The sequence below is a fragment of the Amycolatopsis sp. FU40 genome (assembly GCF_021903635.1).
Classification (GTDB): Bacteria; Actinomycetota; Actinomycetes; order Mycobacteriales; family Pseudonocardiaceae; genus Amycolatopsis; species Amycolatopsis dendrobii.
The window spans coordinates 1,368,314-1,381,278 of record NZ_CP091381.1; the positions used below are offsets into that span (position 1 = coordinate 1,368,314).

Annotated in this window: 17 protein-coding genes; 8 read left to right on the forward strand and 9 right to left on the reverse strand. The window is 71.9% G+C overall.

Features of this window, described 5'->3' with window-relative positions:
• Nucleotides 1–33 precede the first annotated feature (33 nt).
• Nucleotides 34–459, reverse strand: coding sequence for a DUF6292 family protein (locus L3Q65_RS07580; RefSeq protein WP_237600859.1), 426 nt, complete (start codon nucleotides 457–459; stop codon nucleotides 34–36).
• 305 nt (nucleotides 460–764) lie between these two features.
• Between L3Q65_RS07580 and L3Q65_RS07585 the strand changes: the two genes are divergently transcribed.
• Together L3Q65_RS07585 and L3Q65_RS07590 are read left to right on the forward strand one after the other, a co-directional pair.
• The gene (locus L3Q65_RS07585) at nucleotides 765–1,376 is read left to right on the forward strand and encodes an HSP18 transcriptional regulator (protein ID WP_182891680.1); all 612 of its coding nucleotides are present in this window, start codon (nucleotides 765–767) and stop codon (nucleotides 1,374–1,376) included.
• A gap of 462 nt (nucleotides 1,377–1,838) precedes the next feature.
• On the forward strand, nucleotides 1,839–2,210 hold the full coding sequence (locus tag L3Q65_RS07590) for an STAS domain-containing protein (RefSeq protein WP_182891679.1): 372 nt from the start codon (nucleotides 1,839–1,841) through the stop codon (nucleotides 2,208–2,210).
• Here the strand turns inward: L3Q65_RS07590 and L3Q65_RS07595 are convergent, their stop codons facing one another.
• Nucleotides 2,211–3,431, reverse strand: coding sequence for a PP2C family protein-serine/threonine phosphatase (locus tag L3Q65_RS07595; protein ID WP_182891678.1), 1,221 nt, complete (start codon nucleotides 3,429–3,431; stop codon nucleotides 2,211–2,213).
• A 260-nt stretch (nucleotides 3,432–3,691) separates the two neighbouring features.
• On the opposite strand from L3Q65_RS07595, the gene L3Q65_RS07600 reads away from it, so the two are divergent.
• Nucleotides 3,692–4,129, forward strand: a complete 438-nt coding sequence (locus L3Q65_RS07600) for an ATP-binding protein (RefSeq protein WP_182891677.1) — start codon at nucleotides 3,692–3,694, stop codon at nucleotides 4,127–4,129.
• Between the two features lie 3 nt (nucleotides 4,130–4,132).
• Here the strand turns inward: L3Q65_RS07600 and L3Q65_RS47310 are convergent, their stop codons facing one another.
• Complete coding sequence (locus L3Q65_RS47310; protein ID WP_255443129.1) at nucleotides 4,133–4,261, reverse strand: hypothetical protein; 129 nt, start codon at nucleotides 4,259–4,261, stop codon at nucleotides 4,133–4,135.
• Nucleotides 4,262–4,370: 109 nt separating this feature from the next.
• On the opposite strand from L3Q65_RS47310, the gene L3Q65_RS07605 reads away from it, so the two are divergent.
• The 3 genes from L3Q65_RS07605 (at nucleotide 4,371) to L3Q65_RS07615 (ending at nucleotide 5,560) form a co-directional block, all read left to right on the forward strand.
• Entirely contained in the window at nucleotides 4,371–4,598 is a 228-nt protein-coding gene (locus L3Q65_RS07605; RefSeq protein WP_182891676.1) for a DUF2188 domain-containing protein, read from the forward strand.
• A 91-nt stretch (nucleotides 4,599–4,689) separates the two neighbouring features.
• The gene (locus tag L3Q65_RS07610) at nucleotides 4,690–5,373 is read left to right on the forward strand and encodes a methyltransferase (protein ID WP_237599177.1); all 684 of its coding nucleotides are present in this window, start codon (nucleotides 4,690–4,692) and stop codon (nucleotides 5,371–5,373) included.
• Nucleotides 5,360–5,560, forward strand: a complete 201-nt coding sequence (locus L3Q65_RS07615; RefSeq protein WP_182891674.1) for a CDGSH iron-sulfur domain-containing protein — start codon at nucleotides 5,360–5,362, stop codon at nucleotides 5,558–5,560. The genes L3Q65_RS07610 and L3Q65_RS07615 overlap by 14 nt, the downstream gene beginning before the upstream one ends.
• 43 nt (nucleotides 5,561–5,603) lie before the next feature.
• Here L3Q65_RS07615 and L3Q65_RS07620 read toward each other — a convergent pair whose 3' ends face one another.
• The 3 genes from L3Q65_RS07620 to L3Q65_RS07630 form a co-directional block, all read right to left on the reverse strand.
• The gene (locus L3Q65_RS07620; protein ID WP_182891673.1) at nucleotides 5,604–6,584 is read right to left on the reverse strand and encodes an iron-containing redox enzyme family protein; all 981 of its coding nucleotides are present in this window, start codon (nucleotides 6,582–6,584) and stop codon (nucleotides 5,604–5,606) included.
• Nucleotides 6,585–6,612: 28 nt separating this feature from the next.
• Complete coding sequence (locus L3Q65_RS07625) at nucleotides 6,613–7,698, reverse strand: glutamate--cysteine ligase (RefSeq protein WP_237599178.1); 1,086 nt, start codon at nucleotides 7,696–7,698, stop codon at nucleotides 6,613–6,615.
• An 80-nt stretch (nucleotides 7,699–7,778) separates the two neighbouring features.
• Nucleotides 7,779–8,453, reverse strand: coding sequence for a nitroreductase family protein (locus tag L3Q65_RS07630; RefSeq protein WP_182891671.1), 675 nt, complete (start codon nucleotides 8,451–8,453; stop codon nucleotides 7,779–7,781).
• Nucleotides 8,454–8,544: 91 nt separating this feature from the next.
• On the opposite strand from L3Q65_RS07630, the gene L3Q65_RS07635 reads away from it, so the two are divergent.
• Nucleotides 8,545–9,117, forward strand: a complete 573-nt coding sequence (locus L3Q65_RS07635; RefSeq protein ID WP_182891670.1) for a TetR family transcriptional regulator — start codon at nucleotides 8,545–8,547, stop codon at nucleotides 9,115–9,117.
• Nucleotides 9,118–9,408: 291 nt separating this feature from the next.
• Here the strand turns inward: L3Q65_RS07635 and L3Q65_RS07640 are convergent, their stop codons facing one another.
• Both L3Q65_RS07640 and L3Q65_RS07645 read right to left on the reverse strand, forming a co-directional pair.
• A complete protein-coding gene (locus L3Q65_RS07640) occupies nucleotides 9,409–10,833 on the reverse strand; it encodes an MFS transporter (protein WP_237599179.1) in 1,425 nt (474 codons plus the stop codon).
• 89 nt (nucleotides 10,834–10,922) lie between these two features.
• The gene (locus L3Q65_RS07645; RefSeq protein ID WP_237599180.1) at nucleotides 10,923–11,642 is read right to left on the reverse strand and encodes an alpha/beta fold hydrolase; all 720 of its coding nucleotides are present in this window, start codon (nucleotides 11,640–11,642) and stop codon (nucleotides 10,923–10,925) included.
• 126 nt (nucleotides 11,643–11,768) lie between these two features.
• Between L3Q65_RS07645 and L3Q65_RS07650 the strand changes: the two genes are divergently transcribed.
• Nucleotides 11,769–12,110 carry a helix-turn-helix domain-containing protein gene (locus L3Q65_RS07650; RefSeq protein WP_182891667.1) on the forward strand — a complete coding sequence of 114 codons (342 nt, stop codon included), beginning with the start codon at nucleotides 11,769–11,771 and terminating at the stop codon, nucleotides 12,108–12,110.
• On the opposite strand, the gene L3Q65_RS07655 is transcribed toward L3Q65_RS07650, so the two are convergent.
• Nucleotides 12,095–12,949 (reverse strand): LysR family transcriptional regulator, encoded by an 855-nt coding sequence (locus L3Q65_RS07655; protein ID WP_237599181.1) that lies wholly within the window; start codon nucleotides 12,947–12,949, stop codon nucleotides 12,095–12,097. The two genes, L3Q65_RS07650 and L3Q65_RS07655, sit on opposite strands and share 16 nt — an antisense overlap.
• Nucleotides 12,950–12,965 lie beyond the last annotated feature (16 nt).

The window sequence follows — 12,965 nt, forward strand, 5'->3', positions numbered from 1 at the left end:
GCTCACCGACGGTAAGCTGTCCGGCCGGCTGGTTCACACCACCTCGCGGAGGATGGCGTCGAGGTCGGCGGGCGTGCCCAGCGTGCGCAGTTCGGGCGGGGCGAGGCAGCCGATCCGATGGTCGTCGTCGCGGACCGCGGCCGCGAACTCGGCGACGCGGGACGCGGGCGGTGCGACCGAAGGCCCGCCCAGGTAGCGGATGACGATGAGATCCTCGCCGGAGTGCGTTTCCACGGCGGCGGCCCAGCCGCGGATCTCGTCCCACAGCAGGGCGACGTCGCGGCCGGGGTAGGCGGGCAGGTGGCCGTCGAGCGCGACGTAGGCCGACACCGGGGTGTCGTGGTCGACGGTGCAGGACTCGAGGCCGATGCCCAGAGCGCCGGTGACGTCGGCGAGGTAGTTCCACAAGCGCACCGATGCGGGGTGCGACGGGCCGGTCTGGGCGGTGTGCAGCGGCAGGGACACGGGGACAACGCCTTTCTCGCGCGAAGGACTGACGCGGAACAGGGGTGGCCTGTCCCGCGCCACGGGCCGCATCCGGCGGCGCGGCGGGGTTTTCCGGCTAGCGGCCGGAACGCGCCCTTGCGGGCGGTCCGGACCTGATTCCCGGTGAAGGGGCCCGGGAAACCTGCGGAACGCGGCGAATCGGCCCGCGGGGCAGGCAAGTCATCGGATTCACCTCCGTCGCTCGACAGGGGACGCTCTTTTCTTCTAGCATGTCATCGAAACGATGACAACTGCCAAGTCGTCGAGAGGATGACGTTATGGCGGAGGTGGACCCCGGCCTGCTGGTCGAAGGCGTCCGCGCGGCGGTGCTGGCCGCCCGGGACGGCGGAGCGGCGGCCGACCGGTCGCTGGCCGCGCTCTCCGCGCTGCGGGCGCTGCGCGACCAGCTCGGCGCATGGGAACCGGAACTGATCGCGGCCGCGCGCGCGGCAGGCGCGAGCTGGGCGGCGCTGGCCCCGGCGCTGGGCGTGGCGAGCAGGCAGGCGGCCGAACGCCGGTACCTGCGGCTGCGGCCGTCGGCGACCGGGGAGGCCACCGGCGAAGCCCGGGTCGACGCCGAACGCGGCCGCCGCGCGGGAGACCGGGCGGTCGCGGACTGGGCCCGGCGCAACGCCGCTGTGCTGCGGCAACTGGCCGCGGAGGCCAGTTCGGCGCCCGGCCTCGACCCCGCCGGACAGGAAAGCGCCGACCGGCTCGGGGTGGCGCTGGGAGACGACGACGTCACGAACCTGCTGCCGCCGCTGGCCGACGTGCGCGTGCATCTCGAACCGCGGCATGCCGCGCTGGCGGACCGCGTCGGGGAGATCGCCGAGCACACGGACCGGCTGCGCGAGGACGCCGCCGGTCAGCGGCGCGGTCGTGCGCGATGAGCGGGTGCGGTGTTCGGGCCGGGTCGACCGGCGGTGCGCGGACGCGGTCGGCTGGGCGTGGCGGGTCCGGGCGGTGTGCGGTCCGGACAACCGAGGCGGTCCGGGCACGCCGGACCAGGCAGGCCGGCCGCACACGCTCGTCGCGGCACAACAGCTCAGCCGCGCACGTCGAACCAGGCAGGACGCACCGCCGGAGAATCGGCACGCACCGCGTCGCCGGGCCGGCCCGAAGAGCACGCCGACCATCCGCCAAACCCCCGTGCCACCCCCGCGCAATGAGCCGAACGTCTCTTCCGGGGTGCCCCCGCGCTGCCGGTGTGCCCGGGATCCGAGATCATTTCCCGCGGCGGCATTCGTGCGAGCCGCCGTCGTAAGGCATGCTATTCGCGGTTGAGCAGCCAGCCGCGTCCTTTTCCTGCCCGGACGAAGAGCGCTCCGGGCTTCCTGAGGAGGGAAAGAGCGATGAGTGAGCTGACCGACCCGGTGATCGACCCGCCGGGTTCGCTGTCGATCGAACGGGCCGACCGCTCGCCCGCGGCGGTGCTGGCCCTGAACGGGGACCTGGACCTCGGGACCGCCCCGAAATTGACGGCCGCGGTCGCCGAAACCGTCACCGGGAAGCCTCCGGTGCTGGTCCTGGACCTGACCGGGGTCGATTTCCTCGCGTCGGCGGGGCTGACCGTCCTGCTGGCCGCGTGCCGGGAAGCGCCGGAGGGGACGCGGGTGCGGATCGTGGCGTCCGGCCGGGCGACCCTGCGGCCCATCCAGCTCACCGGGCTGGAGCAGAGCCTCCCGCTGTACCGCACGCTCGACGAGGCGCTGGCCGCGGAGTGATCAGTGCGCCCCCGCAGTGCGCTCGAGCACCACGAGTGCGACGTCGTCCTGCGGGGGCCGCGATCCCACCATCGCGGCCATGATCCGGGCGCAGGCCCGTTCCGGGTCCTCCGGCCGGACCAGTTCGGCGAGCTGGTGCATGCCGGTGTCGACGAGCCGGTCCCGGCGCTCGACGAGACCGTCGGTGTAGAACGCGGCGACGGCTCCCGGCGGCAGGTCCACCGTGGTGGTGCGCCGCTGGACGGTGGCCCCGACGGTCAGGCCGACCGGCGGGTCCGGCGGGGCGGACACGAGTGCGGCCGGTTCGCCCGGCGACGCCACGACCGGCGGCAGGTGCCCGGCGAGCGACAGCGCCATGCTCCCGTGACCGGGTCTGAGCACGCCGTACGCGACCGTCGCCATCACTCCGTGCTCGAAGTGGTTCGCTTTGCGGTCGAGTTTGGCGAGAACTTCGGCGGGATCGTCGCAATCGAGCGCGTACGCCCGCAACGCGCTGCGGAGCCGTCCCATGATGACCGCGGCCTCGAGGCCGTGTCCGGACACGTCGCCCATCACGATGCCGGTCTGGTCCCCGGGAAGCCGGAACACGTCGTACCAGTCGCCGCCGAGCCCGGCTTCCGCGCCCGGCACGTAGCGCGCGGCCAGGCGCAGGCCGTCGATGACGGGCAGGACGCCCGGCAGCAGGCTGCGCTGCAACGCGATGGTCGCGGCCTGGTTCTGGTGCATGAGCTCCGCCTGCAGCACGGCGGCCAGCCGGTCGGCCAGCAGTCGCAGGGTTTCGATGTCGGTGGTGGTGAAGCGGCGGTCCCGGACGGCTCCGATGTGCAGCACGCCGACCAGTTCGGTGCCGGCCAGCATCGGGACGCCCAGCATGGTGTGCAGGCCGCGTTCGGCCAGCAGCGCGTTCAGCACCGTGGTCTGGTCCACCTGGTCGATGACCACCGGCTCCCGGCGCGCGGCGACGCTGCCGGGGAAGCCCGCGCCGACCGGCACCTGGACCCCCTGGTAAACCTCCTCCTCGAGACCGGCGGCCGCGACGGCGACGAGACGCTGCCACCGGGCGTCGTGCCGCAGCACGGTGGCGGTGTCGACGTCGAGAACGGTGCAAGCCCGGGTGAGGATCTTCGTGAGCTCCTCGCCGAGGTCGGCGTTGCCCGGCCCGGATCCGAGGATCTCGTCCAGGCGAGTGCGCGATTCGGGCTCCGGCGCGTGAGGCGGCATGCAGCGACAGTAGCCGAACCGCCGCCGGGGTCCAGCGCCGAGAGACAACAGGTGTGAAGTCGGCCCTGTCCGGGTACGCCCGATTGGGCACCGGCGAACTCGAGGACAAGAAGGGGATTTCCCCACGTGATGTCAAGCGGCTGCGGCGAGGGACGACGAAGCGCGGCGGCGGTTTCCGGCACTGGCGACCCCCCTCCCCGCCTGGCGTCGCCGGCGGGCCGGCGGGCCGGCGGTCCTGGCCCGCGGAAGAAGCACCGGCTGTGACCGGCTCGGAGTCCGGGGCGGGCGACACTCCCTGGGTACTGGATCTGGAGGGCACCGGAGTCTCCGCGCTGCCGCGGGTGCGCGCCTGGGCCGGCAAGTCCCTGGGGCATCTGTCGCCCGACCATCTCGCGGACGTCCTGATGGTGATCGAAGAACTGGCGTCGAACGCCTACGAGCACACCTCGGGTCCGTCGTGCGCGCGGCTGACCGTGCTGGCGCGGCCGTGCGTCGTGGTGATCGAAGTGGACGATCCCGAGCCCGGCCGCCCCGAGGTCCGCCCGCCGGACTTCGAACGGGCGCGCGGCCGGGGAATGCTGCTCGTCGACCGGCTCGCCGACGACTGGGGAGTGCACGAGCATTCCGGCGGCAAGACGGTCTGGGCCCGGCTCGGCTGCGGGGTGCCCGCCCGGGAAGCCTGCGAATCGTCCCGCTGAGGGTCATCGGCCCTGCTGCGGGTCGGAGTCGTCGTGCTCGTCGCGCGACGTGCCCTGTTCGCCGCGGATGGTCTCGCGTTCTTCTTCCGGGGTGTCGCCGTAGACGTCGTCGGATTCGCGCGGTTCGGTCATCGGTTCGCTCCTTCCGTTCCCGGGTCCGGGTACCCGCTGGCGCCGCTGGCAACCCGGTTGTCCGCAGTGGCATCGGGTATCCGCCGGGCGAGGCGGAAGGAGGCGCGGAATGGCCGAAGGGGACATTCACACGTGTCGCGAGGGCGGGCTGTGGAAGAACCGGATCGAGGGAATCCGGCGGGTGGCGAACACCGCGGCGCGTCGCGCGGACGCGGTGTCGGTCGGCCGGGAAATGGCGCAGGCGCGCGGGGTCGGCCACTACGTCCACGGAGAACCCCGGGCGAACGGCGACGGCGAGATCGTCGAGCAGCGCTCCTACCGGCAGGCGGCCGGGTGACCGGCCGGTTTCGGGGCGGTGCGGCGGAAATCGCGGTTTGCCCTGAGCGGGCGGGGGTATCCCGGCGGACCGATCGAGATGGAGGACCGCCATGACGACGTCCGTGCGCACCGAAGCGGAGGCCCGGCCGCTGGGCAGAGTATTCCGGCTGCCCGGGGTCTACCGTCCGCAAGAGGACACTGCCCTGCTTTCCAGCGTCCTGACCGCGGATACGCGCATCGGCTGCGGAATGCGGTGCGCGGACTTGGGAACCGGCAGCGGTGCGCTCGCCATCGCCTTGGCGCGGACTGGCGCCGCGGTCGTCGCGGCGGATATTTCGCTGCGGGCATTGGCTTCCGCGTGGCTGAACACCGTGCTGCGGGCCCTGCCGATCGGCCTCGTCCGGGGCGGGCTCCAGGAAACCGCGGAAGCCGGACCGTACGACGTCGTGGTCGCCAATCCTCCTTACGTGCCCTCTCCGACGCCGACGGTCCGCTCGACTCGCGCATGGGACGCCGGACCGGACGGCCGCGCGATGCTGGACCCGTTGTGCGCCGCCGCTCCGTCGCTGCTGGCCCGCGACGGCGCGCTGTACCTGGTGCAGTCGACGATGTCCGATGTGGACAAAACGCGGTTCGCGCTGGCCGCGGGAGGGTTGCGCAGCGAGGTGCTGGCGCGGGCGGAAGTGCCGTTCGGGCCGGTGGTCTCCGGGCGGCTGGAGTACTTGACCGAACGCGGTTTCGTGCGGCCGGGCGACCGCACGGAGGAACTGGTGGTGCTCCGTGCCGCGCGATGAACGCCGGGTCCGGGTGGTGCCGGGCGGGCCGGTGCTGGTGGAGGGTCCGGTGGAAGTGTCCACTCCGGACGGGGAGCCGGTGCGGTCGGACCGGTTCGTCGTCGCGGTGTGCGCTTGCCGGCGCAGCAAGAGGTTTCCGTGGTGCGACACGAGTCACCGGAAGCGGGTCCGCGGTCAAGGCGGTTGACCCGGGCGGCCTGGTCGCGGGGTGCGCGACCAGGCCGCCGCTCTCAGGGCAGCGGCCGGCGCAGCGACGACAATCCGGCCCGCCAGCAGCCGAGCAGGTGCTGGTCGAGTTGCGCCTCCAGGAAACCGGTGGCCTGGACGCCGAGCACGACGTCCGCCGCCAGTTCCGGTTCCGCGGCCAGCAAACCGCCCACGACCTCGTGGCGCATGACTTGTTCGTGCACCGCGTCGGCCTCGATGTGTTCGGTGTAGAAGAAGCGGCAGGCCTCGGGCGCGTCCAGGCGGCGCAGGATCCGGTCCATCCGCTGGGCGCCGGGGGCGGTGGTGATCTCCGCGGCGGCGAAATGCCCGACCAGCGCCCCGCGCGACGACCGGTGCAGGCCGAACATCGACATCATGTTGACCAGCGCGAGCATCGGCCCCGGAACGTGCTCCAGCAACGCCAGGTATCCGTCGGGCAGGTCCGCCGCCGCGAGCAGGTCCGCGAACAGCTTGGCGTGCACCCGGTCGGCGTGGCCGCCGCCGAACTCGTCGAATTCCACTGCCACCAGCCCGGCCTTCGCCGGACCGGACAGCCGCGGGATGACCCACGCGTGCGGATCGGCTTCCTTGAGGTGGTAGACCGACCGGTGCGCGAACAGTTCCCGGACGTGCCACCATTCGCCCTCGGCCAGCAGGAAACCGACAGCTCCGTCCGCGTCGCGTTCGGTCAGCAGCGCGTCGAGTTCGGCGTCCGCGTCGGAGCCGCCGGGGACCGCGTCGCGCAGCGCGGAACGGAACGTGTTCTCCAGCTGGGCCCGGATTCTCAGCAGCGCGGTGTCCCACTCGCGGTCCGCGTCGACGCCGGGCAGCCCGCGGTAGTGCAGTTCGTAGCAGAGGTGCAGGGCGAGGTGGAGATCGTCGCCGAAGGGGTCGGCGTCGCGGAGGTCGACCGCGGTCTGGCGGCCGGGATCCCGCAGGATTTCCAGCAGCGCCGCGGAGACCGGTCCGCGAGCGGCCGGCAGTGCGGTGAGGGAGGTCGTCATCGTCCCCGGGTACCCGCCTGAAGCGAGGTCACGCGTCGACGGTGCGGGCGGTGAGCATCGCGACCACTCCGTCCGGCCCGGCTTTCCGTTGTGCGGCCGAGCCGGTGCCGTCCCGCAGCACTCCTTGGACGAGCTGGTGGGCGAGATCGTGGTCCCCGGCTTCGCGAAGGGCGGGCCCGGCGTAGCGGAGCAGATCGGCGAGGGCTTCGGCGGCGGGCAGCGGTCTCTTGCGGACCGGGTCGACGAGGGCGCCGGTGAGGCCGTGCCGCGTCGCCGCCCATACCGCCGCCGAACCGATCTGCGGGTCGAGGGGAGGTGCCTCGATGCCGCGTTCCAGCTCCGCGAGCGCTGTCGCGACAAGGGCACGCGACAGGACTGCCTGGGCGAGCGCGCCGTCGACGGTCAGCGGCACGTCGGCGACCCGCAGTTCCACCGTCGGGTAGCGCGGCGAAGGCCAGGCGAGCCAGAACGTCTGCTCGCGATCGACCAGCGCTCCGCACTCCACGAGCGTGTCGACGAGCCGCAGATGCGCGGCGTGCGAACTCGCGTGCGGGGAGAGGCCGGAGCCGGGGAAACGGGTTTGCAGCGCCATTCTCCAGCTGTGCAGCCCGGTGTCCCGGCCGCGGTCGAACGGGGAGTTGGCCGACAGCGCGAGCAGCGTGGGCAGCCAGCGCGCGAGGTGATTCACGACCGCTACCGCGGTGTCCGCGTCCGGGACTCCGACGTGCACGTGGCAGCCGCAGGCCTCGTAGTCGGCGGCGAGATCGCCGTAGTGCGCGTCGATCCGCGCGTACCGGTCAGGTGGCAGCGGCTCGGCGGGGGAACGGAGGGTGCCGACCGGGCTGCCGGTGGCCAGAAGCGCGCAACCGGCGTCGGCCGCCGCGCGGGACAGCGCCAGCCGGCCGCGGCGCAGCTGATCGCGCAGCTGCGCCGCGGTCGTGCAGACGCCGGTGGCGTGTTCCACCTGGGTCGCACGCAGTTCCCGGTGGACGGCCGCCCCGTCCGCGAGGCGCCCGACCTTCCCGAGCACCTCGTCCGCGACGGGCAGCGGACGGCCGTCCTCCGGCGCGGCGAGCAGGAATTCTTCCTCGACGCCGAGCGTCGGTACGTCCATCGGCACCTCCCCGCACCGGAATACCCACGCTGCGGCCCGGCAATCCAGCGCTCCTTTCCGGACTGCGCGGCGGCGTGAGTTCAGTTGTGGAACCGCGTGGTCTCGTCCAGCGAAGCCCGCCCGACGGAGAACCGGTTGACCGCTGCCGCGCGGTCCGCGTACCCGAACGAGATCCCGAACAGCAGTTTTCCCCGGTCGAGGCCGAGCGTTTCCCGGACCGTGCCCGCGTAGAAGCTCAGCAATCCTTGCGGGCAGCTGGAAACTCCGTGCGCCTGCATGGCCAGCAGCAAGGTCTGCCCGTACATCCCGACATCCGCCGCGAGCCGGGCTTCGGCGGTGTCCGGCGCGAACAGCAACGCGACGTGCGGGGCACCGTAAAACCGCAGGCTTTCGGCGTCGTAGGCAGCGCGCGCGTCGTGGTCGTCGAAACCGATCTGCAGCGCGCCGTACAACGCACCGCCCGCCGCTGCTCGCCGTTTCTGGTGCACGGCTTCGTAAATGGCTTCGCTGTACGGGAAATCGACCGACCGGCGGCCTTCCTGATGCGCCGCGACCAGCGCGTCGGCGAGTTCGTCCCGCTTGGCTCCGCTGACGACCTCGACCTGCCACGGCTGCGCGTTGGAATTGGACGGCGCCGCGGCGGCGAGGTCGAAGATCTCGCGGAGGGTGCGGTCCGGAACGGGATCGGGCCGGAACGACCGGGTCGCGCGCCGCCCGCGGATCAGGGTCGCGGCGGCGTCGGCGAGTTCGGGCATCGGGGGTGCTCCTTAGGTAAACGTTATCGTGTACCTCAGCACGGTAGCAGGCTCCGGCGGCTTAAGTAAACGGTTCTGTACACTTGGCCGCATGGTCGAGGAGAAGGCCCGCCGGGCCGGTCGCGGCGGACGCGAACGCGTGCTGGCGGCCGCCGCGGACCTGTTCGCCCGGCACGGCATCACCGGCACCACGATGGAGCAAGTGGCCGCCGCGGCTCCGGTGTCGAAGCGGACGCTGTACCTGCATTTCCCGGTCAAGGACGATCTGGTCGTCGCCTATCTGCGGGACCTCGTCCGCTCCGGCGACACCCTGCACGACGTGCTGACCCGCGCGGATCTCCCGCCGCGGCAACGGCTTCTGGCGATGTTCGACCTGCCGGACGCCGAACCGGTGCGCGGCTGCCTGTTCGTCGACGCGGCGGCGGAGTACCCGGACCCGGAGAGCGCGGTGCACGCCTACGCTCGGGAGCAGAAGCTGCTGATGCTCCGGCTGGTCGCCGACCTGGTCGAAGAGCTGGGAGCCGCCGATCCCGCCGAACTGGCCGAGCAGTTGGTGACGCTCGCCGACGGGGCCGCGAGCCGGGCGATGGTGCTCGGCGATCCCGGCTACGGGCGCCATGCCCGGGCGGCGGCCGAGGTGTTGCTGGAGCGCGCCGTCGGCTGACGCGTTGTCCTCCCGGGGAGTCGTCCGCAACAGGCTCGATCGGCGCCCTGGTCCAGTCGAGGGCGGGCAGCGGCGGGCGTGGGCCGGGAGAAACGGTCGGCCGCGGCGAAGAGCGGGCAAGGGCGGAGCCTGGGGTTGCGACCGCCCTTGCCCGAACCGGCCGGGAGGGTCTGGCCCGGCCGGTTCGTCCCCCTTGGCCTCGGTCCCACCCTCCCGGCGGACGCGACGCACCGTGGAGGACGCTGCCGGGAAGGTATGGAACGAGTCTGGAGCACCGCTGGAATCCGCAGGTCAGCGCGGTGCGGGACGGTCGGCGAGCGGGACTTCGCGGACGAAGCACGCGGCCGTCAGGGAGAGCAGCGCGACGACGAGCGCCGCCGCGGCGACCGCGTGCAGGCCGTCGGCGACCGATGCCGGCGGGGTGCCTCGGGTGAGCGCGCCGGCGTACAGCGAGCCGAACCCGGCCGCGCCGATGCCGCTGCCGAGTGTCCGGGTCAGCGAGCCCAGGCCGAGCGCCGCGCCGAGGTCGCGGGGTTCGACGCTCAGCCGGGTGATCAGGATCGTGTTCTGGATGAGGCAGCCGAGCCCGGCTCCGAGCGGCAGTCCGGTCAGCGACGCGAGCAGCGGATCGGTGTCCGGTCCCAGGAGGCAGGCCCCGGTCGTCCCGACGGCGACGCAGGCGCTGCCGATGATCGGCAGGATCCGGAAACGGCCGGTGCGGCGCAGGTATCTCGAACTCGCGTTCATCACCACGACCATCCCGGCGGTCATCGGGATCAGCAGCAACCCGCTGAGCGACGGCGGCACGTCCCGCGCGTTCTGGTAGTACAGCGGGAGGAAGGTGACCGTCGCGACCATGGTGACGTTGAAGGCGAAGCCGAGCACCTGTGCGAGCGCGAAATTGCGGGTGCGGAACATCCGGAACGGCACGAGCGGCTCCGGGCAGCGGCGTTCCACGAAGACGAACGCGGTCAGCGCGGCGACCGCGGCCGCGCACAAGCCGAGGATCGTCGGGGAATTCCAGGCGTAGCGGGTGCCGATCCAGCTGGTCGCCAGGGTGAGGCAGACGACCGCGGCGACCAGCAAAACCGTTCCGCTGTAATCGATTCGCGCTTTCCCGCTTTTCGGCGGCAGCTGGACGCCGACGACTGTCCCGATGAGACAGAGCAGTCCGAACGGGACATTGACGGAGAAGATCCAGCGCCAGCCGGCCGCGTCGGTGAGGAAACCGCCCGCCAGCGGGCCGCCGACGAGGGAGAGGCCCAGCAGCAGGCCGGTCCAGCTGGAGATCCGCGCGGATTGCCTGGGCGGCACCAGAACCTGGACCATCGCCATCGCTCCGACGAGCAGTCCGCCGGCCCCGATGCCTTGCAGCGCACGGAAACCGATCAGCGCGCCCATCGTCGGAGCCACGCCGCACAGCATGGATCCGGCGAGGAAGACGGCCACTGACAGCAGGAACATCGCCTTGCGGTCGAAGTGGTCGCTGAGCTTGCCCCACGCCTGGGTGGACGCCGCGATCGCCAGCGCGTAAGCGGTGATGATCCAGGTCATCGACCCCGGACCGCCGAGATCCGCGGCGATGCCGGGCAGCGCGGTGGCGACGATGTAGCTGTCCAGCATGCCCAGCGCCATGCCGGACAACGCCCCGGCGATGCCGATCTTGACGCGCCGGGTGAACGGGCTGGTTTCTTCCGGCGCGGCGGTTCTCGGCACGGCTCGACGTCCTTCCCCCGGGATGCTGTGCTCCCAAGGTAGCCCCAAAAGTGCCTACTGGGCAAATATGCCTGGTGTGCACTCGATGGTCAGGCGAGCTTCAGCAGCAGTTCGCTCAGCTCGACCGGCATCGTGACCATGCAGTCGTGCCCGGTCGGCAGTTCCCAGACCTGCGCGGGCGTCCCGTTCGGCTGGATCGCGGGGACCGGACGGCGGGTGATGCCCTCCGGGGTCGCGCCGACGCAGTGGATGTGCGTCCGGGGGATCGCCCGTGCGGCCGGATTGTCGAGCCGGGCCGGTTGCTGCAGGCAGCGGACCGGCTGGTCGGAGAGCATTTCGCGCACCCATGCGATGTCGTCCGGATCGGTGACGCCGAACAGCCCGAACGGCGCGGGCCGCTCCGGCAGCGGCGGGACGCGCCAGCCGTCGCCGTGCTGTTCGGCGAGCTCGATCAGGCTTCGGCTGACCGGCTGGACGTCGACCGCGGTTTCGCCGTCCACCGGCACCATCGCGTCGAGGTAGACCAGCTCGGCGACCCGGTCCGGCATCTCGTTCGCGGCCGACGAGACGACCAGCCCGGCGTAGCTGTGCCCGACCAGGACCACGTCCGCTTCGGCGCGGAGCAGGTCCACGATGTCCTGGACATGGGTGTCGAGCCCGATTTCGGGGCTGAGCAGGTGTTTCTTGTCGCCGTAGCCGGTCAGGGAGGGCGCGAGCACCCGGTGTCCGGCCGCTTCCAGCAGCGGGACCACCCGGTCCCACGCCCGGCCGCTGTGCCACGCGCCGTGGACCAGCACATACGTCGTCATAGTCAGGATTCCTCGGGTTTTGTGGTTACCGGAAGTAACCCGGTACTGTTCGATAACCATCGTGCTCGTCCGCGCGGCGGCGGGCAATAAGGCACTCATTAGTGCCCCGGTTCTCCGGAGGTAACCATGGCCGACGAGGTGTGCCGGACCCGCGTGGTCCTGGAAATCGTGGGCGACAAGTGGGCCCTGCTGATCGTCCGCATGCTGCGCGACGGCCCGAAGCGGTTCACTGAGCTCAAAAGGGAAATCGAGGGGATCAGCCAGCGGATGCTCACCGTGACGCTGCGGGATCTGGAGCGCGACGGCATTCTCACCCGGACTGTCCGCAATGTCATGCCGCCGCACGTTTCCTACGAGCTGACGGCCATGGGCCGGACTCTTCGCGAAGCGACCGCGCCATTGCTGGAATGGAGCGTCGAGCATCTGGCGAAGATCGAAAAGGCCCGCGCGGACTACGACGCTCGCTGAACGGAATGCGCCAGTTCGCCGAACCGGCGCAGCAGCGGATCGCTTGACCGGCGCGTCGGCCACAGCAGGCGCAGTGCCACCCGGGGCGCGTTCCGCAGCGGGATGTGCGCGACGCGCGCGTGGGTGTGCGCTTCGGCGGCCGAGGTGGTGGTCGATCCGACGGCCCGGCCGGACGCGATGATCGTGAGCCATTCGTCGTAGCTGCCGCACTGAATCACCTGTGCGGGGCGGTTTTCCGGCGGCCAGTCGAGCGGACTGGTCGCGCCGCTGACCGTGTTCACGACCACCGGATGCGCGGCCAGGTCCGCCCAGTCCAGCTCCGCGCGCGCCGCCAGTTCCGCACTCGCGGCGACGGCGGCCAGCCGGTCTTCCTCGAAAAGCAAGGTTCCGCTGATCCCGGACGCGTCGACCTCGCCGCGCACCAGCGCCGCGTCGACGTCGCCGGAATGCAGGGCGGCCACGATGTCGTCGCGGCGCAGGAGAGTGGCGGTCGCGCCGGTCGCGGTTTCGAAGGCGGTCAGCAGATCGCTCGCCCACGGATCCGGCAGCGCCCACTGGAACCCGATCCGCAGCCCGGCATTCCCGGCCGCCGCGGCGAGTGCGGTGTCGAGATCGCGCAACACGACGCGCAGCCGTCCGAGCAACTCGCCGCCGGCTTCGGTCGGCTCGACGCCGTGAAGCGTGCGCTCCAGCAGGCGGGTGCCGACCGACTCCTCGAGCTGCTGGATCGTGCGCGTCAGCGCCGGCTGGGTGATCAGCAGCTCGCGGCTCGCGGCCGTGAACGTGCCGCACGTCGCGACCGTCACGAACGCGCGCAGATGCCGCAGTTCGACCTCCATGACCGGCAGCCTACCC

Bases quoted from the DNA above. Each gene is read 5' to 3' on its own strand.
- L3Q65_RS07620 (WP_182891673.1), bottom strand. From the start codon at position 6,584: ATGACGACCTCCCTCACCGCACTGCCGGCCGCTCGCGGACCGGTCTCC.
- L3Q65_RS07590 (WP_182891679.1), top strand. From the start codon at position 1,839: ATGAGTGAGCTGACCGACCCGGTGATCGACCCGCCGGGTTCGCTGTCG.
- L3Q65_RS07645 (WP_237599180.1), bottom strand. From the start codon at position 11,642: ATGACGACGTATGTGCTGGTCCACGGCGCGTGGCACAGCGGCCGGGCG.
- L3Q65_RS07650 (WP_182891667.1), top strand. From the start codon at position 11,769: ATGGCCGACGAGGTGTGCCGGACCCGCGTGGTCCTGGAAATCGTGGGC.
- L3Q65_RS07610 (WP_237599177.1), top strand. From the start codon at position 4,690: ATGACGACGTCCGTGCGCACCGAAGCGGAGGCCCGGCCGCTGGGCAGA.
- L3Q65_RS07635 (WP_182891670.1), top strand. From the start codon at position 8,545: ATGGTCGAGGAGAAGGCCCGCCGGGCCGGTCGCGGCGGACGCGAACGC.
- L3Q65_RS07605 (WP_182891676.1), top strand. From the start codon at position 4,371: ATGGCCGAAGGGGACATTCACACGTGTCGCGAGGGCGGGCTGTGGAAG.
- L3Q65_RS07630 (WP_182891671.1), bottom strand. From the start codon at position 8,453: ATGCCCGAACTCGCCGACGCCGCCGCGACCCTGATCCGCGGGCGGCGC.
- L3Q65_RS47310 (WP_255443129.1), bottom strand. From the start codon at position 4,261: ATGACCGAACCGCGCGAATCCGACGACGTCTACGGCGACACCCCGGAA.
- L3Q65_RS07625 (WP_237599178.1), bottom strand. From the start codon at position 7,698: ATGGACGTACCGACGCTCGGCGTCGAGGAAGAATTCCTGCTCGCCGCG.
- L3Q65_RS07585 (WP_182891680.1), top strand. From the start codon at position 765: ATGGCGGAGGTGGACCCCGGCCTGCTGGTCGAAGGCGTCCGCGCGGCG.
- L3Q65_RS07595 (WP_182891678.1), bottom strand. From the start codon at position 3,431: ATGCCGCCTCACGCGCCGGAGCCCGAATCGCGCACTCGCCTGGACGAG.
- L3Q65_RS07655 (WP_237599181.1), bottom strand. From the start codon at position 12,949: ATGGAGGTCGAACTGCGGCATCTGCGCGCGTTCGTGACGGTCGCGACG.